Source organism: Nitrospiraceae bacterium (assembly GCA_021373015.1).
In the GTDB taxonomy this organism is placed as follows: Bacteria; Nitrospirota; Thermodesulfovibrionia; order Thermodesulfovibrionales; family UBA1546; genus JAJFTJ01.
The window spans coordinates 238,071-258,751 of sequence record JAJFTJ010000005.1; the positions used below are offsets into that span (position 1 = coordinate 238,071).

The window sequence follows — 20,681 nt, forward strand, 5'->3', positions numbered from 1 at the left end:
CCCATTTTACCGGCTAAAAGGCTTTTTAGCTTAATTAAATTGACAAGAATGAACATTCTGAATATAATTCAAACATGCCAGTTAAATCAGGAGGTTTTCAATGACAGAAGGTATTGTTGAGGCAACAAGTTCAAATTGGGAAAATGAAGTTATAAAAAACCAGGAATTAGTAATGGTTGATTTTTGGGCTGTTTGGTGTGGTCCTTGCAGAATGATAGCTCCTGTTGTTGAAGAACTTGCAAAAGAGTATGCAGGGAAAATTAAGGTTGCAAAGCTTAATACTGACGAAAATCCTGACATTGCCAGTAAATATAAAATAATGGGCATTCCAACAATAATTTTTTTTAAAAACGGTAAGATGATAGATCAGCTTGTAGGCGCTGTTCCTAAAAACCAGCTTAAATCCAAGATTGATTCCCTGCTGATTGCTTAGGCTGTCATCGTTTTGAATATTCGAAGAGAAAATATGGCCTGTCATGCTGCGCTGGCTGCCCTCATAATATTTTTTCTCTCTGTTTCTTTTATCTCATGCACAAAAGATGAAATCGAATTTGTCCCGTCAGTCGGAGAAAAAGCATTAGATTTTAAGTACAGCGACATTCACGGGAATAAAATATCGCTTTTCGATTACAAAGGCAAGGTTGTCCTGATAGAGTTCTGGGCTACGTGGTGCCCGCCATGCAAAACAATAACGCCTTTCCTTAATATGCTCCACAATAAATACAAAGACAAAGGTCTTGTTGTTCTTGCAATTACCCCTGAAACTAATATTGAAAATATCAAACGTTACATAATTGATAATAACGTATTGTATATGGTAGTACCTGCTGATCAAAATATCATAAAAAGATACGGAATAATAGGAATACCGGCATTTTATGTCATAGACAAGGACGGCAAGGTTGCAAATAAAATTACTGGAGCTGTGCCTGGGCTGAATAATGAACTTATTTCGTCAATAGAGACGCTTCTTTAATATGTTTGAATCCCTCACACAAAAACTTGAAGCAGTCTTTAAAAAAATCAAAGACAGGGGGCTGCTGAAAGAAGAGGATGTTGATGCTGCCTTAAGAGAAGTGCGTCTTGCATTACTTGAAGCAGATGTTAATTTTAAGGTTGTAAAAGATTTTATACAACAAGTCAGGGATAAGGCTGTTGGCAAAAAAGTGCTTGAAAGCATTACTCCCGGCCAGCAGGTTGTAAAAATAGTAAATGATGAATTGTGTAATATTCTTGGAGGTTCAAATCAGAAGATACATCTTTCTCCAAATCCGCCAACTATTATTCTGATGACCGGACTTAATGGCTCAGGTAAGACAACAACTTCTGCAAAATTAGCGAATTTTTTTAAAAAAGAAGGCAGACGTCCCATGCTCGCAGCTGCTGATCTTCAAAGACCTGCTGCGGTTGAACAGCTTGTCAGGCTTGGATCTCAGATAGAGGTTCCAGTATTTCATGTAAAAGATCTAAAAGATTCTGTGCTGCTCTGTAAAGAATCTTTGAAAAAAGCACGAGAAGAAGCAAGAGATATTCTGATAATTGATACTGCAGGAAGATTTCATGTTGATGATGAGTTAATGACAGAGCTTAAACAGATAAAGGACGCTGTTCTGCCAAAAGAAATAATTTTCGTTGCTGATGCAATGACGGGACAGGATGCAGTCAATATTGCAAAGAGTTTTAATGAACAGATTGGTATTGACGGAATAATCCTTACAAAGATGGACGGTGATGCAAGGGGCGGCGCTGCAATATCCATACGTCATATAACAGGAAAACCTATAAAGTTTATCGGTACAGGCGAAAAGATTAACATGCTTGAGCCATTTCATCCTGAAAGGATTGCATCGCGAATCCTGGGTATGGGTGATGTTCTCAGTCTTATAGAGCAGACACAGAAGGTTTTTGAAGAAAAAGAAACAGAAAAACTTCAGCAAAAAATAATGAGCGAATCATTTACATTTGACGATCTCAAGGATCAGCTCAAGAAGATACGCAGTATGGGGCCGCTTGGAAATCTTTTAGGAATGATGCCCGGAGCAGGAAAACTAAAAAACGCTTCTATTGACGATAAAGAACTGGTTAAGATTGAGGCAATAATAAATTCAATGACAAAGGCTGAGAGAAGAGACCACAATATACTTAATGGCAGCAGAAGAAAGAGGATTGCATCAGGCAGCGGCACAACAGCTGCTGATGTCAATAAAGTTGTAAAACAATACCTTGAATTGAAAAAAATATTTAAGATATTTAAGACAGGCAAAGGAATAAAATTTCCAAATCTTACGCCTCTCTGATTATGTATTATTGACAGTTTATTATCTTTCTGATAAGCTTAACAGCTGATGTCACAGGTGAGGAGGTGAAGTTTTGGTAAAAATCAGATTGTCACGGCTTGGTGCTCATAAGAAACCATACTACAGGTTTGTTGTGGCTGATTCCAGGTCTAAAAGAAACGGTCCTTTTATAGAAATACTTGGATCTTACGATCCAAATAAAGAACCTTCCGAGATAAAAGTTGATATTGAGAAGGCAAGACATTGGTTGCAGCGTGGAGCACAACCTACTGAAATTACGAAAAAGCTTTTGCAAAGGGCAGGACTATAACTCAAAAACGCAGAGGGTTGTAGACAGCCTTAAATTCCTACGGAGGTAGAGAAGATGAAACAATTGATTGAGACAATGGCTAAGGCTCTGGTTGACAAACCAGAAGACGTATCAGTTTCAGAAGTAGAAGGTGAAAAAACCACTGTTTTTGAGCTGAGGGTTTCTCAGAGTGACCTCGGAAAGGTAATAGGCAAACAGGGCAAGACAGCACGCGCAATGAGGACAATCCTCAGTGCTTCTGGCACTAAAATCGGCAAACGCTGCGTTCTTGAAATACTAGAATAGAAATTAAACTATATTTAACCATTCACATAACTTGGGGCAGGGCAAGCCTCTGCCCCATAATTCCAGACACTCCACATAATTATTTAATATGATTAACAAACAAACAGTATTATCCTTTTTTAAAGACAAAATCAAGAAGCCTCTTGGGTTTAAAGAATTAGTCCAATTTATGAAGCTTGATAAAACCGAAGCATATTCCCTCAAAAAAGTTTTAAAAAGGATGTTGAAAGACGGGGATATTCTTCTCACACGCAAGGGACTTTACATACTTGGCGGCGAGGTCAATCTCTTAACTGGTTATTTTGAGGCGCACAGAGACGGCTATGGTTTTGTAATTCTGGAAAAGCCGGGAGAAAGAGATATTTTTATTCCTGCCAGATCAACTCTCGGGGCAATGGACAGCGACAGGGTTGTCGTAAGAGTTGAGAACTGGAAAAGAAGAGACGGAACAATAATAAGAATACTTGAAAGGGCTCATACAAAAATTGTCGGAAAGCTCGACATTACAAAAACAGCAGTGTATGTAAGACCGAAAAACAGATCAATTCCATTTGATTTGTTTATACCAAACAAAGAAGTTGGAAAGGCAAAAGATGGCGATATAGTTATAGCCGAGATTACAAGTTATCCGTTTGGGAAAAGGCCTCCCAGCGGAAAGATTTTAAAGGCAATAACAAAACCTACTGATCCTTCTTCTGAAGTTGAATCGATAATAGATGAATTTAATATTCCCAGACATTTCCCAAAAGATGTAAATGACGAAGCAAGACTGCTTGTTAGCAAAAATACAAAGGACTCGGACACAAGAAAAGACCTCAGATTTCTTCCAACAGTAACAATTGACGGTGAGCGCGCAAAAGATTTTGACGATGCTGTGTCAATAAAACTAACGGAGAATGGCTATAAACTCTGGGTGCATATAGCTGATGTGGGTTTTTATGTTCCATGGAATTCCGTTATTGACCTTGAGGCAAGAAAAAGAGCGACAAGCATTTATTTCCCTGACAGGGTAACCCCAATGCTTCCAAGTGAGCTCTCTGAGGATCTCTGCAGCCTAAGGCCAAATGTTGACAGATTTTCTTTTACTGTAGAAATAGATTTTGACAGGCTTGGAAATAAATTAAATTCAAGGTATTACCCCAGCATAATAAAAAGCTTTGAAAGAATGACTTATACAACGGTTAAAAAAATACTCATTGATAACGATGGATATGAGAGAGAAAAATACAGCAATCTTGTTCCTGATTTTGAACTTATGGGAGAGTTATGCGGCATATTAAGAAACAAAAGGCTTCAGCGTGGCAGTCTTGATTTTGATCTTCCTGAACCTGAGGTTGTTCTTGATATTCAGGGTTCTCCTGAGGCAATAATCAATTCGGAAAGAAATTTTGCTCATATGATCATCGAAGAATTCATGATCTCGGCAAATGAGTCTGTTGCTGAACATTTTTCAAAACTTAATCTCCCGTCAATCTACAGGATTCATGAAGAGCCCGATCTCATGAAACTGGAGGATATAATCAAGGTAGTAAGACCAATACTCAAAAATAAAACGATAAAAAAAGCCAAAGATTTTTCTTTGCTCTTAAAAGAGATAAAGGGCAGACCTGAGGAAGAAATTGTTAATTATATGGTGTTAAGAAGTCTTAAGCAGGCAAGATACTCTGCCATAAATGTAGGTCATTTTGGCCTTGCATCAGAATGCTACACTCATTTTACTTCGCCTATCAGAAGATATCCAGATCTCGTTGTGCACAGGATATTACGAGAAACACTTGTGAAAAAACAGCTCGAAGATAAAAGAATAAAAGAGCTTCAATCCATCCTGCCTGACATTGCATTTCATTGTTCAAGGATGGAGCGTAGGGCTGACGATGCAGAGCATGAAGTCATTGATGCAATGAGAGTCTGGTTCATGAAAGACAAGGTTGGCGGTGAATTTGAAGGCAAGATCGTGAATATAACGCCTTACGGCCTGAAGATAAGACTAAAAGATTTTTATGTAGATGGATTCCTTCATGTCTCTTCAATGACAGATGATCTGTATGAATTTGATGAACGCACCATGACCTTTAATGGGAAAAACACAAAACGCTCTTACACAATCGGAAAAGAGATTAATGTGAGGATTGATAAGGTAGATATAGAGGAAAGAGAGATAGTATTCGGAATTTAGTCAAATCCTTTGAATTCTCCTATATTCGTAATGTCTATTTCTCCTTCAGAACCTTGCTTTAAATTCTTCCATTTAATCTTCCCTGATTTCAGCTCATCATCGCCTAAAATGAAAACGTATTCAGCATTCAGCTTGTCAGCTTTTCTAAGCTGGTTTTTAAGGGAAACGCTGGCATATCCTGTTTCGGTTCTGATCCCTTTTGCCCTAAGCTTCTCAGCTAAAATCATTGATTCTTTATCAGCATTTTCTCCAATAGTTGCAAAAAAAACTGATGGCACTGGAACATTGATTTCAACCTTATTTTTCATTATTTCAGCTAGCCTTTCCATCCCTATTGCAAATCCTATTGCAGGAGTAGGGGGGCCGCCGAATTCTTCGACTAGCCTGTCATAGCGTCCTCCTGCTGCAACTGCTTTTTGCGCTCCTAGATGTTCGCTGGTTATCTCAAATGTTGTGCTTGTGTAGTAATCAAGGCCTCTTACAAGATTAGGATTAATGGAGTATTTAATATTAAGAAGTTTGAGAAATGAAAGAAATTTCTCAAAATGTCCTTTGCAGTTATTGCACAATGAATCTTTTACAGCTGGAGCGTCCTTTCGCATCTCAATGCAGGAAGGCACCTTGCAATCCAGTATTCTCAAAGGGTTGTTGGAATATCTGTTATTACAATCAGGACAGAGCTGAGGAATTTTATTTGAGAAAAATTCAGACAGGGTTTTTCTATATTCAGGCCTGCATTTTTCGCATCCTATGGAATTTACTTCAAAGCTTAATTCGTGAATTCCAAGTTTTTCAAAAAAAGCCTTGAGCATTGAGAGCATCTCAGCATCCAGCTTGGGTTCAGCAGCACCAAATACCTCAGCGCCTACCTGGTAGAATTGCCTGAATCTTCCTTTTTGCGGCCTTTCGTATCTGAACATTGGTCCGGAATAAAAAAATTTTTGCGGAGAGGGAAGGTTGTAGAGGTGATTTTCCACATAACATCTTACAGCAGAAGCAGTGCCTTCAGGCCTGAGAGTTATGCTTCTCTCGCCCTTGTCAGTAAAGGTGTACATCTCTTTTTCAACAATGTCGGTTTTTTCACCTATACTTCTTTTGAATATTTCGGTTGATTCTATTATGGGAAGCCGTATTTCTATAAATCCATATGCAGAGAATATTTCAAATGCAGCAGATTCGATTTTCTGCCAAAGATATATGTCAGGCGGTAATATGTCATTAACACCTTTGAGAGCGTTATATTTCACCTTTGATCCTCATTATTTATTTGTCAGAACCTTCGCCTTCCCTTGTTTTGTCGAACTCAATCATCTTGAGATGGCTTTCTATCATTCGTTTGAGTTCTTCCTTGAAATGACGTCTGATTCCTTTCAGATCAACAATGTCTTCGTGTATCTTTATGACTTTTTCCTGAGCCTCTTTCAGCATTGCGTCTGCTTTTAATTCAGATTCTTTTACAATCAGTTCTGCTTCTTTTCTGGCATTGGACTTGTATTCCTCTACCATCTGTTGAGTGCTCATCAAAGTTTCTCTTAATGTTGCTTCTATATCTCTGTATTCCTTGACTTGATTTCCAGCACGTTGAGCAGCTTCTTTAAGAGAGGCGTTTTCTCTGAGTAGTTCTTCCATTTCCTCACGTATGACCTCAAGAAATGCATATACTTCCTCTACATCGAACCCCCTGAACTTCATCGGGAACTGCTTTTGCTGTATGTCAAGCGGGGTTATTCTCATATTCCCTCCTTTAAATTTTTATGGACAAATTTAGCAATGTCCTTACGAGGAACTTTTGAAGAAATATAATAACAAGAACCACGATCAAAGGTGAAATATCGATTGGGCCAAGTATATTGCCCAAAAGCCTCCTTATAGGTCGAAGTACTGGTTCTGTTACGCCGTGTAAAAATCTCACTATCGGATTATACGGGTCAGGATTCACCCAGCTGATAAGCGCAGCGATAATAACTATCCACATATAAATTGACAGGATTATATCAATAACCTCTGCCAGTGCCGCCAACAAATCTGACAATACAAACATTATTAACTCCTTTCCGTTGTTTCTTTCATATTATGATCTGCCTAATTCTTCTGCTCTTTTTACTGCTGCATCCATCGCAGCCTTAACAATGTTGATTAAACCTTTTCCTTTAAATTCCTTAAGCCCTGCCTCTGTTGTACCGCCAGGCGATGTTACCATTCCCATTAATTTGATTGGTGACATTCCTGTTTTGAGCAGTTTTGCAGTTCCCGACAATGTCTGGACTGCAAGCTCAAGCGCAATTTCTCTTCCCAACCCTAATTTTATACTATTTTCTATCATTGCTTCCACAAATAACGCAAAAAAAGCCGGCCCGCTGCCTGAAAGCGCTGTGACAATGTTCAGATATTTTTCGTCAAGCACCATTACATTCCCTACTGACATAAAAATTTCCCTGACAGCTTCGATATCTTTATCGGATATTTCTGCTGAAAGAGACAATACAGACATGCCTTCCTGCACAAGAGAAGGGGTGTTTGGCATAACACGAATGATTTTTTTTGTATTCAATCTTTCAGAAAGATACGAAATAGAGATGCCTGCTGCAATGGAGGCTACTGTTTTATTGTCATTTATAGCATCTTTTATCTCGTCAAGCACTGACGACATTATCTGTGGTTTGACAGCAAGTATTACAATATCCGAAGTTGAGGCCGCCTCAGTATTTTTTCCAGAGGTATTGATTTTATATGTATGCTTAAGATAATCTCTTCTGTCTTTATTTGGCTCAGATGCAATTATGTCTTTTCTGCCCTTGGAAGTCATTCCTTTGATAAGGGCTTCTGCCATGTTTCCGCCTCCGATAAACCCTATCATATGCCCTCCGTGATAGTCATTTTCTTTCTCCAAATAATCCAGTGCCTATTCTAACCATTGTTGAGCCTTCTTGAATCGCAGCTTCAAAATCATTTGTCATTCCCATTGAAAGCTCTTGCAGTTTAAAACCTTCTCCAACTGCAGTGTCTCTTATATTTTTTAACTCTCTGAAATAAGGTCTTGCCATATCCTGATTTTCGAAGTATGGAGATATGGTCATAAGCCCAAGTGTCTTCAGGTTTTTCATGTTAGAAATAAGGTCTAATAAGGTGAATATATTTTCCTTTTTTATCCCATGTTTAGTAGTTTCTTCTGAAAGTTTTACTTGAAGTAAAACTTTCTGCACTTTTCCGTTTGTTTCAGCATATCTGTTTAAGACCTTTGCTAGTTCAAGTGAATCAACAGAATGTATTACGTCAAATAGTTCTACGGCAAGCTTTGCTTTGTTGCTCTGAAGATGGCCTATCAAATGCCATTCAATTGACGGGTTTTTAATTTTTAAGATTTTATCTTTTGCCTCCTGAACGCGATTTTCGCCAAACACATGCAGTCCTGAATTTAAGGCATTTTGTATTTGTTCGATAGAAACAGTCTTTGTAACAGCGATCAATTTTATATCAGAAGTTTTTCTGCGTGCTTTAATTGCAGCACAATTAATTTCCTGATTAATTTTTTTTATTCTTTCAAAGAGCTTGGTATCCATTATATTGACTTTACTGTTCACAAGTGTATTATATTTTACAGTGTCAAAGCAAGATATTAAAGAATTTGAAGAGATCCTAAAATACTCCTTTAAAGAAAAATCATTTCTTGAAGAAGCTCTCACCCATAGTTCCTATTTTCATGAAAATCCAGAGAATGCGGTTTCTTACAATGAGAGACTTGAATTTCTTGGCGACTCTGTTCTTGGCTTGGTTGTTGTTGAATATCTTTTTAGCCTTGAAAGTGCATGCTCGGAATCAATAATGTCAAAGATAAAATCATATATTGTCAAAGAATCAATACTCTATGAAGTTGCAGTAGACATATCGCTTGGCAAATATTTAAAACTCGGCAAAGGCGAAAGAGAAACCGGCGGTGCACATAAAAAATCCATATTAGCTGATGGAATAGAAGCGGTTTTCGGCGCTGTATATCTTGATGGAGGATACGAGAGAGCGAAAGATGTAATCCTGAAACTTTTAAAGGGGAAAATTGCTCATGTCATTTCTAAAGAACATTTTCTGGATTTTAAAACAGAACTTCAGGAAAAGGTGCAGACAAGACATGCTCTTCTCCCAGAGTATAGAGTGGTTAAACAGGAAGGGAAGGAGCATCAGAAAATATTCACAGTTGAAGTTTTCATAAAAGGCAGGAAGTCAGGCACAGGCAAGGGAAAAAGCAAAAAAGAGGCAGAAACAATGGCTGCCAAAGAAGCCCTGGCAAGACTATTGAAACACTGACAAATAACATTGAATGTTCTCAATCATTAATTTACAAAAGATTAATGCATTTGTGATAATATTGATAAGTAACAAGTGCGCTATATAAATTTTTAAAGGAGTAAGAATATGAGAAAAATTGTTTTGCTTATAATTTCTGTTGTTTTATTTCTATCAGTAGCTGCTGAAGCTGCTGAGATACGCGTAGCAGTTCTGCCATTCCGTAATCTTATGCAAAAAGAGGATCTGAATTGGCTCTCGGAAGGTATTGCGTCCACTATTACTGCAAAGCTTGGAAATGTAAAAGGTCTTTCGCTGGTTGAAAGGTCGCAGTTGCAGGTTGCCATTAAAGAACTTGGCTTGCAGCATGCAGGTGTAGTTGATGACAATACTGCTGTTAAGGCTGGTAAGATTCTTGGCGTTCAGGTTGTGGTTATAGGCGAGTTTCAGGTCGTAGGTGATCAGGTAAGAATCTCGGCAAGGTTTGTTGAAGTTCAGACAGCCAAGGTTGCAAGCACATCGGTAGTTACCGGATCTTTCCAGAATATATTTACACTTCAGGATGACGTATCCTTCTCTCTTGCAAAATCTTTGAATGTCGATGTTCCTGAGGATGTAAAAAAAGATACTGTCAAGGCCACAACCACAAAAAATCTTACAGCCTATGAATATTATTCCAAGGGCAATGACGCTCAATGGAATCAAAAAGATATCGAAAAAGCCATAGATTATTATCTTAAGGCTATTAATATTGATCCAAACTATGAGAATGCCTTATTTGAATTAGGTTACATATATAACGACCTCGGCGAATACAAAAAAGCAATAGAATACTACACAAGATCTAATGCGCTGAATCCCAAGGCAAAAGATACAGCCAACAATATAGGCCTTGCTTATTCAAGATTAGGTGATTATCCAAATGCAGAGAAATGGTACAAAAAATCACTTGAGCTTGAGCCTAATTATGATCTTGCTCTTAATGGTTTGGGACTTGTCATGTATAAACAAAAGAAACTTACTGAATCTGAATATTGGTATAAAAAGACTATCCAGGCTAATCCTAAATACCATCTTGCATACTACAATCTAGGCATATTGTATGAGGATCAAAAAAATTACGATTTAAGCATTTCTTATTATAAAAAAGCTCTAGAGGTGCAGCCGACTTATACAAATGCGATGATCAATCTTGGATTGGTTTTAGAGACCACAAGAAAAGACTTTGCAGGCGCTGAGACATGGTATAAAAGAGCGCTTGAAGTAGAGCCAAATAACCAATATGCATTTTACAATCTAGGATTCCTCTACAACAATAAAGAAAATGGAAATTACAATATTGATACTGCAATATACTATTATCAGCAGGCTATTGTAGCTAATCCAAAATACGACCTTGCATATTTTTATCTCGGCAAGCTCTACACTGAGAAAAAAGAATATCCAAAGGCAATAAATTCATACGAAAAAGCTATGCAGCTCTACGATAAAGACCCTGCATATTCTAATAACCTAGGATGGGTTTATGAATTACAAAAGAATTATGTGATGTCTGAAAGATTTTACAGAAAGGCTACGGAAGTTGATTCCAGTTATGGTCTGGCATGGGAAAATTTGGGCTATTCACTTTACTTCCAGAAAAAAGACGATGATGCTGTAGCGGCATGGAAAAAAGCCGCGTCACTTAACAGAGCAGGCGCAAAAGACGCTTTAAAAAAATATTACAATATTATTTATTAATTAACGGATTATCTGCAACAAGTGAAATTTAACGGGAATTCGAAGGCTATGCCGCTTGAATTCCCGCAGCCTTATCTTAAAAATAATGAGAGGTTAGAATGCTTTCTGATAGAGTGAAGAAGATAAAACCATCGCCAACGCTTGAAATCGATGCAAAGGCAAAGGCGATGAAAGCTGCCGGAGCTGATGTTGTAAATTTTGGAGTCGGCGAGCCGGATTTTGACACGCCTGAAAACATAAAAGAGGCTGGCATTAAGGCTGTAAAAGACGGTTTTACTAAATACACTCCTGTTGGCGGAATAGACCAGCTTAAAAATGCGATAATCGAAAAGTTCAAAAAAGACAACAGCCTTGAATACTCACGTGAAGAGATAATTGTTTCCTGCGGAGCAAAACACAGTCTTTATAATATCGCACAGGCGCTTTATGGTTCAGGAGACGAAGTTATAATCCCATCGCCATACTGGGTTTCTTATCCTGATCAGGTATTGCTGAATGATGCAATACCTGTATTTGCAAAAACGCACGAGAAAGACGCATTCATGCTGAAGCCTGAAACGCTTAATGCATGCATAACAAACAGAACAAAAGCGATAATACTTAACACTCCATCCAATCCCACAGGATTGACCTATGACCAGAATACACTTGAACAAATTGCGAAGATTGCAATTAAAAATAATCTTTATATAATCTCTGACGAAATATACGAGATGCTCACATATGACGGATTTAAACATACAAGTATCGCGTCTCTTAGCTCTGAGATAAAGGCAAGGACGCTGGTTGTTAACGGTTTTTCAAAAGCCTATGCAATGACTGGCTGGAGATTGGGCTATACAGCAGGGCCAAAAGACATTATAAAAGCCATGACTAATATCCAGAGCCAGTCAACATCCAACCCAAATTCTATCGCTCAAAAAGCTGCGGTAGAGGCATTGACAGGGCCTCAGGATTCATTAAGCGCGATGCTTGCAGAGTTTGACAGACGAAGAAAATTTCTTTCATCGGAGCTTAATTCAATTCGAGGAATAACATGCCTTACTCCAAAGGGGGCATTTTATGCTTTTCCAAATACATCAGGTCTTTACGGAAAAAGAGCCGGCAGCATAAAGATAAAATCTTCATCAGATCTTGCAGTTTATTTACTTGAAAAAGCCAATGTTGCACTTGTCCCTGGCAGTGCGTTCGGAGACGACAATCATATCAGGCTTTCATATGCAACTTCAATGGACAACATAAAAAAAGGCGTTGAGAGAATAAAAAAAGCAGTAGATGAACTGCAATAGTTTTTAAGATAAGGGTCAAATTAAGAAGGTTTAATAATGCTTGTGCAGATGACAGTCGAAGGGTTATTGTTTGATCCAAGAAGCAATATGTATATTCTGCTTCTTAAGGACGCAAGCGGAGCATCAACCTTGCCGATCTGGATAGGAAAACCAGAAGCAGATTCAATTGCGCTTGCTCTAGGCCGTGTTGTAACAACAAGACCTTTAACGCATGACCTTATTAAAAGCCTTATGCAGACAATGGGCATGAGAGTTACAAGGATTGTTGTTAGTGAAGTTCTCGATAATACTTACTATGCGTTAATCTATTTTCATGACGGAATAACCGAAAATTTCCTGGACTCAAGACCAAGCGATGCAATAGCAATCGCTCTAAGGATGAATGCTCCAATTTATGTTGAAGAAAATATAATCGAGAACAAAAGCACAGATGAACTCGAGGAGTGGCTTAAAAATCTCAAACCTGAAGACTTCGGCAATGTGATGTAGCTTTGTCATCGACAAAGAGTAAATGTTAAAAAGAACTGAAGGCATTGTACTTAAGACAACTCCTTTCGGAGAAGCAGACCTAATAGTTACATACCTTACCTATGATTTAGGCCTTGCAAAGGCTTTTGCTAAAAGCCCACGAAAGACAAAAAGCAGATTCGGCAGTAGTCTGGAACCATTTACATATTCCAGGATTTCATTCTGGGGAAAAGAAAATGCCAATCTGCCAAAGCTTACGCAGTCAGATATAATACTTCCGTTCAAATCAATAAGAGAGAACCTGAGCTGCTTTCTGCAGATGTCAGAGGCAATAGAGCTTACCTTGAACTTTATGCCTGAACACGAACAAAATAAAGAAGTTTTTAAATTGCTGTTTAATCTGCTGAAAGCTGCTGACAATAACTCTGATATTATATTGAAAATTATTCTTTACAAAATACAATTTCTGTATCTTACAGGCTATGCGCCCAGGCTTGATGGATGCGCTGTTTGCGGAAAATCAGGATTAAGCTTTTATCTTTCGCACGGGTCGATTATATGTGAAAAATGCGCTTCGGGATTGAATTCACCCATGAAGCTTTCTCCTGCAGCAATAAAGTTTTATGAAAGCCTGAGCAGATGGAATATCTCATTGGTAAGCAGACTTAAGCCGTCGCAAAGTCTTGTCACAGAACTATCCAATATGCTTAATGACCATATAAGGTATACGCTTTCTAAGCCGTTAAAATCCAGATCTTTTGAAAATATTATTTCTAATAATTGAACTTTTTATAAAAATAGTATTTCAATAAACCTTATGCTTACTAAATACTGACAAGCAGAGGCTTATGCGTGAATAAAATAAAACTCTCTGTCTTTAAATGAAAAATTTTACTTGCGGCTTCTTTGTATAGTTTCATCTGTGCTTTATATCTTTCGGCTAGTTCGTCTATCTTGCTGTCTTTGACAGGAAAGGTCTTGTAATCATAAATTCTGGCAACCCCATTATCAATAATCACCCTGTCAATTCTGCCTTTGAAAATTGTTTTCCCGCGCTCAAGCATAAAAGGAAGCTCGCAGAATGCTTCTTTTCTTGGTAGTATTATTTTTTCAAGATAACCATTTGATCTCAAGTTTTCTATATCTTTAACAATAATATTGCTGAGCGTTTTTATTTCCTGAATCGACATAAATTCATTTCTTAGAAGGAATGTTGAGCGTTCTTCTAACTTGTCCAGAGTTAATATCCCTTTTGAAATTTCTTCGAATATTTTGTGCAAAACTATGCCGAGCAAAACCCAGTCTTTTCCGTGTTTTGACCTTATGTCAATATCTTCTGTAACATCCTGCCATTTGCTTTCAGGTTCGTAAAATATAGCATCTGTAAATTTCTGTTCTTGTTCTAATTTTTTTTGGTAAATACTATGATCAGGAGAATGCTGTTTTTTAATTTTTAGTTCATTTACATCTGATTCAGTCAATATGTCAAAGAATTCAGTTTTTTTGTTTATCAGTTCATTTTTTGCTATGTCAAAGTTAGCCATCAAATATCCAAGCCTTCCTGATGCCTGTTTATCCTTATTGTGAACACCAACCATGCACAAAAGATCTCTTGCCCTTGTTACAGCAACATAGAATAAGCGCTTTTCCTCTTCAAGCTCTTTTTCTTTTCTGAGAACGAAGAGGGGGATTTTATTTCTTTTTGCAGAGTCTTCTTCATATGCCATTGAAAAACGTTCATTATCTTCATCTATAACTATTGACCCGCTTCTTAAGAAACTAGGTTCATCCATCGAAGGCAGAAATACTATCGGGAACTGAAGGCCTTTTGCAGCATGAATAGTCATTATCTTTACAGCATTCATTCCTTCCGTATTAATATTTGCCTTCGGTTCATCACCGTCCCTTGCCCTGATAAGTTTTTCCCTGATATGAAGATTTGAATAACCAGCGGTTTCATATGATTCTATTATTTTTATGAACTTTTTAATATTTGCTAGGCGTTGTTTTTCCCATAAAAATTGCCAAGCCCCTGTATCAGTCAGAGCGTCTTCAATAATTATTGCAAGAGATAATGTCTTTGATTTCTCGATCAGGATACTGAGAATGCCCAAACATTTGCTTATTGCTTCATCGTCACTTTGTTCCTTAAGTTTCAAAAATAAAGGTTTATCTTCATTTGCAAAAGAGAGAAGGGTATTGTAATCAACGCCAAATAACGGACTTCTTAAAATACAAAAAAGGCTGTAGTCATCAAATGGGTCGACAATAAATAATACAAGTTCTCGAAGCAAGGCAACTTCAGGCTCGTCATAAAAACCGATTCCCTTTACAACAATGAATGGAATGCTTTCTTTTCTCAGAGCATTCTCAAAAGCAGAAAGGTGTGTCCGTCTCTTTAAGAGAATTGCCATGTCAGCGTAGATACACGGCCTTTTCTTTTCTTGATCATATATTTCATAAGAACCTATTAAAGAATTAATTCTTTTTGCAATTGCGGACGCTTCTTTTGTTCGGTTCTTCTTTGTATTTTCTTCTGAGTTTAGAAGAATAAGTTCAACATGCCCATCGCCGCTTCTTGTGGCCTCAAATGGCAGATACCTGCATCGCCAGCTTTCGATTAAAGCAGTGGACATTATTTTTTGAAATAAATTATTCGTGAAATTTATTATAGGCGGGAGGCTTCTATAATTTTCTTTTATTTCCTGAAAAAAATAATCTTCTCCAAGCCATCCTGACAGCTTTTTTTTTGCTTCCTCAAACACTCCTGAATTTGCTCCTCTGAAGAGATATATAGACTGCTTATCATCCCCTACCAGAAAAATCGTAGGAATTTTTCCAGTATCTCTTTTCGAACCAATGCCTGAGCGCCATTCTTCAGTAAGCTTGTCGATTATCTTCCATTGCAGGAAATTTGTGTCCTGAAATTCGTCAACAAGTATGTGGTCGGTATGCTCGTCAAAGGCATAAAGAATATTCTGCCATTCGCTGTGTTTTAAAAGAGCATTATATGTAAGAAGCTCCAGATCATTAAAATCAAGCAGATGTTTTTTATTCTTTTTTTGCCTGTATCTTTCAAGACATTTCGAGAATAACTGCAGTATTCTGTATTCTCCAGTCTCCGGAGCCGGACAGTTTGTTTCAAGGAGCATCTCAGATACAGGCCTTTTGTTATATAAGTCATGGAGCATGGAATAAACCTTGTCAAATCCTTTTATTCCTCTTTCTTTCATCATCTCAAAAAAAAGACCCTGTGTTTCCCTTTCTTCCATAAGACATTCATAAACAGTTTCAGTCCATAGAAGTGATGCAGTGAATTCATCTGTTATCTCGATAGACGGATCAAGGCCAAGTTCAATAGAAAAACGTTTTAAAAGCTTTAGACAAAAGGCGTGTATTGTCGAGATACGAATCAAGGGCATTCTGTCTTTAATTTTTAAAAAAAGGTCAGTATTCTCTTTTTCAAGAATATTTAGGATTCTCTCTTTCATTTCTGCCGCAGCTTTATCTGTGAATGTGATGCAGAGAATTCTTTCTATCTCAGAACCGCTTTCCAGCAGACTGATATAGCGCCTTGCCAGTTTCTCTGTTTTGCCTGAGCCTGCTGGTGATGAGATGACAACGCTTTTGGATATGTCGAGATATTTTTTCATTTTTATTCAAAATATCATAAAGGTATCCTTTTAGCAATCTTATCCTTTTTCTTCTTTCCAAGTTTTTTGATATAATCGGGAATATGAAAAAACAGGGTGGCATCAAACAACCATATACATTCACTGGAAGAGAATATGATGCTGAGACTGGAATGTATTATTATCGTGCAAGGTATTATGATCCGAATAGCGGGAGATTTATCTCAAAGGATCCGATTGGTTTTAAAGGTGGGGATGTGAATTTATATAGATATGTCGGAAATAATCCCATAAATATTATTGATCCGTTTGGATTACACGAAGTGCATTTTATACCAATTTATCATACTCTTAAACCTACATACGATCATTTGGTAATAACCTATGACGACAAAGGTATCCCAGTAAATATAAGCTCTGGAAGCATCAAGCCAGATCCAAAGCAAGATAATTGCAAAAAAGGATGTCCGACTATTGAAAGCAGATCATATGATTTTGTACGAGATGATTTTCCAAAAACACTGAAGCGTGCAGATCAAACAAGGTATCCGGCGTTGTTTATTGGTACAGTACCAACCACTGCGTCAAATCCAAACAATAATAATACGCGTAGTGCTAAAGGTGTTTGGATTCATAAGGGCTACAAAGATAGGACATGTGCAGAAGGGTGCTTAACGATCGACCCAACTGATTGGGAGAAATTTATGAAGAACTTCCCAAAGGGTTCGACCGGAAAAGTCATAGTTTGGTAATTAAAAAGGAGCTAAAATGTTTTACAAGAAAGAAACAATGACAATTTTGAGCATTTTGGTAATTACAATATTATTTGGTACTCTGGCCAATACAGAACAAAAAAATAAACTGCCAAGGTCTTATGGACCGCTTTATTTAGGCATGTCTGTAAAAGAGTTTAAAAAAATTTTTGTTGGTGTAGATCTCGCTAGATGTGTACATTGTGCAGAGGAAGAACTTGAAGCAGACTTATGCATTACAAAAGAATCTCGGAGTACTAATCTATGTGATAATGTGAATCCCATCAAATTCAAGGATGCATATGTAACATTTCAACCAAACGAATTGAAAACTAACAAAATAACATGCTTCTTTTATAAAGGAGTGCTATACGACATTGTGATGGGAAATATTGCAGCTAAAGTAGGCTCCGTTAAAGAGCATTATATAAAAGATTTAGGCAAACCAACTGCTGATGCTGTGTGGGATACAGGATTATCACAGTTGCGATGGGAGCACGCTTCAACTATGTTAAGTGTCACTTTTGCTACTGAAAAAACCTCGAAAAAAAATGATGATGATTTTATTGAAATTAGATATACAGATTTAAAAATCCTAAAGCAGCTTCCACAGGGGAAATAGACCAGAAAAGGGGATGAATCAGAAAATAGAACCGTCTCGTTTTCTGTTCTGGAAGCAAAAAATATCATTCTGTAAAAAAGTTTTTTCAATCAGAAGAATAAAACAGTGTGAAAATTCACTTGATTTGCTTCTTAGTCATCCAGTATATTTCATGGGTAATGAAAACACTTGCAATTATAATATTTTTTATTTTTACTGCATCAACAGCCTCTGCCCTCAGTGTAAATGACAATGCGCCTTTATTTTCTTTAAGAGACAGCGATGGAAAGTTTTTCTATCTGAGCAATTATATCGGTTCAAATAGAAACAGCTCTTCAAAAGGCGTTATCATAAACTTTTTTGCATCAACCTGTATTCCATGCAAAAAAGAACTTCCAATTCTTAACTCTATTGTTGATGAATTCAGAAAAAAAGGCATAGAGATTGTGATAATCGGATACAAAGAAGATTTTAATAAAATTGGAGAGATGCTTAATGCATTAAGTGTTGATAAGCCTGTAATTCTCAGCGATATATACGGCAAAGTTGGAGAGAAGTACGGAGTAATAGGACTGCCGCTGACACTAATAATCAATAAAGACGGAAAAGTAAAAGAAATTATCTGGGGAGAAAGAGCTAATATAGACAAAATATTAAGAGAGAAAACAGGACGACTGCTGAAATGAAAAGAACCTTGGTAATTCTATTTGTGATTTTTTTAATAACACCGCTTTTTGCCGCTGAAAAATCTTCTAATCTCAAGGATCAAAAAGCAAAAACTCAGAACACAAAAGCACCAGAGAATATAAAGCTTGTAGAAAACTATGTTGCGATTTTTGACCTTGAGACGCAGGGCGTGGACAAAAAGATCTCCCGTCCATTAACAGATAGTATAATTTTGGAGATAGTTAAGACTGGGAAATATGAAGTCATAGACAGAAGCAACATGAACAAGGTGCTCAGTGAGCAGAAATTTCAGCTGTCAGGATGTGTATCAGGGCAATGCGTGGTAGAGGCAGGCCAGCTTCTTGGGGTTGGGAAGATAATAGTTGGTTCTGTGGGCATAGTAGGCAGTACTTATTATCTTTCGCTTTCACTGATAAATGTAACCACAGGAAAGATAGAAACATCCTCAGAAGACAAATGCAAGTGCGCAATAGATGAGCTTATAGAATCAAGCAAAAGACTTGCAAAGAAACTGATGGGAGAAAAAATTGATGCAGTAACAACAACAAAACCAGAGATAAAACCAGAAACAACTCCAGTGACAAAACCAACAACAGGAACTACAACAAGACCAACTCGTTTTCGCTGATAATTTATGCATAATTTTAGCAGGAGAAAGTCCTTGTTTTATGGCCATTTAAGTTTTTTCTTTTATTAACTTGCTAACTACCTTCCTTTCTCTTCTATTTTTTGCTATTCTTTGTTTATATTCATACCATTTGCAGGTAAGGAGGAACAATGAATGCTGTTGAGATAAAATCCGGCATATTCTGGGTCGGAGCAATAGACTGGGCTGTAAGAGATTTTCATGGTTATGTTATCCCTCGCGGAACAACATATAACAATTATCTGGCATTAGATGATGAGGTAACGCTTTTTGATACTGTTAAGTATGATTTTGCAGAGACAACGATTAAAAATATAAAGTCTGTTGTTGATCCCTCTAAAATTAAACACATAGTTATCAATCATATTGAGAATGATCACGCAACAAGCCTCGACAGATTAATGGAATTATCCCCTGATGCTGTCATCCATATAACCGAGAAGGGGAGAAAAGGGCTTGAGAGATTTTTTGATATCTCAAGATGGAATATCAAAACAGTAAAAACAGGCGACACACTGAAAATAGGCAAGAGAACGATTCTATTTATCGAAACACCAATGATCCACTGGCCTGATTCAATGATGAGTTATATAAAAGAAGAAAAGCTGCTAATAAGCCAGGATGGATTTGGACAACATATTGCATCTGCTTCAAGGTTTGACGATGAGTTTATTAACTGCGCTTCGATGTCTGAACTCGAGGACAGTGTTGTTGATTATTACTCGAACATACTAATGCCTTTTGGCAGACTGATAAAGTCAAAGCTGGATGAGATAAAAAAGATGGGTCTTCAAATAGATATGATCGCTCCGGATCACGGCATAATCTGGAGAAAGAACCCAGAAAAAGTAATCCAGATGTATATTGATATGGTAAATGACAAGGCAGACCTGAGTGTTTCGATTATTTATGACACAATGTGGCTTGCCACAGAACGCATGATATCTCCTATTATGCAGGGAATAAAAGATGAAGGATTAGGATGCAAGGTAATTAAACTCAGAGCAACGCCTACAAGTATGGCTATCAAGGAGTTCTGGAAATCAAGAGGAACTCTGATCGGAACACCAACTTTGAATAATTTGATGTATCCTTCCATAGCTGAATTTTTATCTCATTTAAAAGGACTGAGACCAAAGAACAGAATCGCTAGTGCATTTGGAAGCTACGGGTGGGGCGGCGGAGCTGTAAGGGAAGTATGCGAAGAATTCAAGAAAATAGGTCTTGAGACAGTAGATCCCGGCATACAGGTGCTTTACAGGCCATCTTTGGAAGACGAAAAGATGTGTTACGAATTCGGCAGAGAATTTGCAAAGAAAACAAAAGAGTATCATAATAAATTTTAAGGAGAGGGAATTATGGCAATTTGGAAATGTTCTGTATGCGGTTATGAGTATGACGAGGCAGTTGAAGGAATCCCTTTTGAAAAACTTCCCGACGACTGGAAGTGTCCTGTGTGTAATGCTCCTAAAGACGCTTTCGTAAAAATTAAATAGCATTATTTAATCAGGAGGATAATT

22 protein-coding genes and 1 pseudogene are annotated in these 20,681 nt (G+C 37.4%); 17 read left to right on the top strand and 6 right to left on the bottom strand.

Annotation, left to right across the window (positions count from 1 at the left end; translation table 11 throughout):
• The first annotated feature begins 100 nt into the window (after nt 1-100).
• From trxA to rnr, 6 genes are all read left to right on the top strand, one after another.
• On the top strand, nt 101-433 hold the full coding sequence (gene trxA, locus LLF28_02530) for a thioredoxin (protein ID MCE5194322.1): 333 nt from the start codon (nt 101-103) through the stop codon (nt 431-433).
• 33 nt (nt 434-466) lie between these two features.
• Nucleotides 467-976, top strand: coding sequence for a TlpA family protein disulfide reductase (locus LLF28_02535; GenBank protein ID MCE5194323.1), 510 nt, complete (start codon nt 467-469; stop codon nt 974-976).
• A 1-nt stretch (nt 977) separates the two neighbouring features.
• A complete protein-coding gene (gene ffh / locus LLF28_02540; protein MCE5194324.1) occupies nt 978-2,297 on the top strand; it encodes a signal recognition particle protein in 1,320 nt (439 codons plus the stop codon).
• A gap of 73 nt (nt 2,298-2,370) precedes the next feature.
• Nucleotides 2,371-2,607, top strand: a complete 237-nt coding sequence (gene rpsP / locus LLF28_02545; GenBank protein MCE5194325.1) for a 30S ribosomal protein S16 — start codon at nt 2,371-2,373, stop codon at nt 2,605-2,607.
• 54 nt (nt 2,608-2,661) lie between these two features.
• A complete protein-coding gene (locus tag LLF28_02550) occupies nt 2,662-2,892 on the top strand; it encodes a KH domain-containing protein (GenBank protein ID MCE5194326.1) in 231 nt (76 codons plus the stop codon).
• Between the two features lie 88 nt (nt 2,893-2,980).
• Nucleotides 2,981-5,068 (top strand): ribonuclease R, encoded by a 2,088-nt coding sequence (gene rnr, locus LLF28_02555; GenBank protein MCE5194327.1) that lies wholly within the window; start codon nt 2,981-2,983, stop codon nt 5,066-5,068.
• Here the strand turns inward: rnr and hisS are convergent.
• Genes hisS through LLF28_02580 form a run of 5 tightly spaced genes read right to left on the bottom strand, consistent with a single transcriptional unit; the run spans nt 5,065 to nt 8,628 of the window.
• Entirely contained in the window at nt 5,065-6,315 is a 1,251-nt protein-coding gene (gene hisS, locus LLF28_02560) for a histidine--tRNA ligase (GenBank protein MCE5194328.1), read from the bottom strand. The genes rnr and hisS overlap by 4 nt on opposite strands.
• Nucleotides 6,316-6,331: 16 nt before the next feature.
• Nucleotides 6,332-6,802, bottom strand: a complete 471-nt coding sequence (locus LLF28_02565; GenBank protein MCE5194329.1) for a DivIVA domain-containing protein — start codon at nt 6,800-6,802, stop codon at nt 6,332-6,334.
• A gap of 10 nt (nt 6,803-6,812) precedes the next feature.
• Nucleotides 6,813-7,109 carry a YggT family protein gene (locus LLF28_02570; GenBank protein MCE5194330.1) on the bottom strand — a complete coding sequence of 99 codons (297 nt, stop codon included), beginning with the start codon at nt 7,107-7,109 and terminating at the stop codon, nt 6,813-6,815.
• A 30-nt stretch (nt 7,110-7,139) separates the two neighbouring features.
• Complete coding sequence (gene proC / locus LLF28_02575; protein ID MCE5194331.1) at nt 7,140-7,925, bottom strand: pyrroline-5-carboxylate reductase; 786 nt, start codon at nt 7,923-7,925, stop codon at nt 7,140-7,142.
• A 16-nt stretch (nt 7,926-7,941) separates the two neighbouring features.
• Entirely contained in the window at nt 7,942-8,628 is a 687-nt protein-coding gene (locus LLF28_02580) for a YggS family pyridoxal phosphate-dependent enzyme (GenBank protein MCE5194332.1), read from the bottom strand.
• Between the two features lie 40 nt (nt 8,629-8,668).
• Between LLF28_02580 and rnc the strand changes: the two genes are divergently transcribed.
• From rnc to recO, 5 genes are all read left to right on the top strand, one after another.
• Nucleotides 8,669-9,367 carry a ribonuclease III gene (rnc, locus tag LLF28_02585; protein MCE5194333.1) on the top strand — a complete coding sequence of 233 codons (699 nt, stop codon included), beginning with the start codon at nt 8,669-8,671 and terminating at the stop codon, nt 9,365-9,367.
• Between the two features lie 108 nt (nt 9,368-9,475).
• The gene (locus LLF28_02590; GenBank protein ID MCE5194334.1) at nt 9,476-11,086 is read left to right on the top strand and encodes a tetratricopeptide repeat protein; all 1,611 of its coding nucleotides are present in this window, start codon (nt 9,476-9,478) and stop codon (nt 11,084-11,086) included.
• Nucleotides 11,087-11,184: 98 nt separating this feature from the next.
• On the top strand, nt 11,185-12,375 hold the full coding sequence (locus tag LLF28_02595) for a pyridoxal phosphate-dependent aminotransferase (GenBank protein MCE5194335.1): 1,191 nt from the start codon (nt 11,185-11,187) through the stop codon (nt 12,373-12,375).
• 36 nt (nt 12,376-12,411) lie between these two features.
• Nucleotides 12,412-12,864, top strand: a complete 453-nt coding sequence (locus tag LLF28_02600) for a bifunctional nuclease family protein (protein ID MCE5194336.1) — start codon at nt 12,412-12,414, stop codon at nt 12,862-12,864.
• Nucleotides 12,865-12,886: 22 nt separating this feature from the next.
• The gene (gene recO, locus LLF28_02605; protein MCE5194337.1) at nt 12,887-13,627 is read left to right on the top strand and encodes a DNA repair protein RecO; all 741 of its coding nucleotides are present in this window, start codon (nt 12,887-12,889) and stop codon (nt 13,625-13,627) included.
• A gap of 40 nt (nt 13,628-13,667) precedes the next feature.
• Here the strand turns inward: recO and LLF28_02610 are convergent, their stop codons facing one another.
• On the bottom strand, nt 13,668-16,496 hold the full coding sequence (locus LLF28_02610; protein MCE5194338.1) for a UvrD-helicase domain-containing protein: 2,829 nt from the start codon (nt 16,494-16,496) through the stop codon (nt 13,668-13,670).
• A 125-nt stretch (nt 16,497-16,621) separates the two neighbouring features.
• Between LLF28_02610 and LLF28_02615 the strand changes: the two are divergent.
• The 6 genes and pseudogenes from LLF28_02615 to LLF28_02640 all read left to right on the top strand — a co-directional run bounded on the left by LLF28_02615 (nt 16,622) and on the right by LLF28_02640 (nt 20,657).
• A pseudogene (locus LLF28_02615) lies at nt 16,622-16,792 on the top strand (RHS repeat-associated core domain-containing protein).
• A gap of 451 nt (nt 16,793-17,243) precedes the next feature.
• Entirely contained in the window at nt 17,244-17,849 is a 606-nt protein-coding gene (locus LLF28_02620; protein ID MCE5194339.1) for a hypothetical protein, read from the top strand.
• Between the two features lie 158 nt (nt 17,850-18,007).
• Complete coding sequence (locus LLF28_02625) at nt 18,008-18,514, top strand: TlpA family protein disulfide reductase (protein MCE5194340.1); 507 nt, start codon at nt 18,008-18,010, stop codon at nt 18,512-18,514.
• Nucleotides 18,511-19,143, top strand: coding sequence for a CsgG/HfaB family protein (locus LLF28_02630; protein ID MCE5194341.1), 633 nt, complete (start codon nt 18,511-18,513; stop codon nt 19,141-19,143). Before LLF28_02625 ends, LLF28_02630 begins: the two co-directional genes overlap by 4 nt.
• 149 nt (nt 19,144-19,292) lie before the next feature.
• Nucleotides 19,293-20,507 carry an FprA family A-type flavoprotein gene (locus LLF28_02635; GenBank protein ID MCE5194342.1) on the top strand — a complete coding sequence of 405 codons (1,215 nt, stop codon included), beginning with the start codon at nt 19,293-19,295 and terminating at the stop codon, nt 20,505-20,507.
• Nucleotides 20,508-20,519: 12 nt separating this feature from the next.
• On the top strand, nt 20,520-20,657 hold the full coding sequence (locus LLF28_02640) for a rubredoxin (GenBank protein ID MCE5194343.1): 138 nt from the start codon (nt 20,520-20,522) through the stop codon (nt 20,655-20,657).
• Nucleotides 20,658-20,681 lie beyond the last annotated feature (24 nt).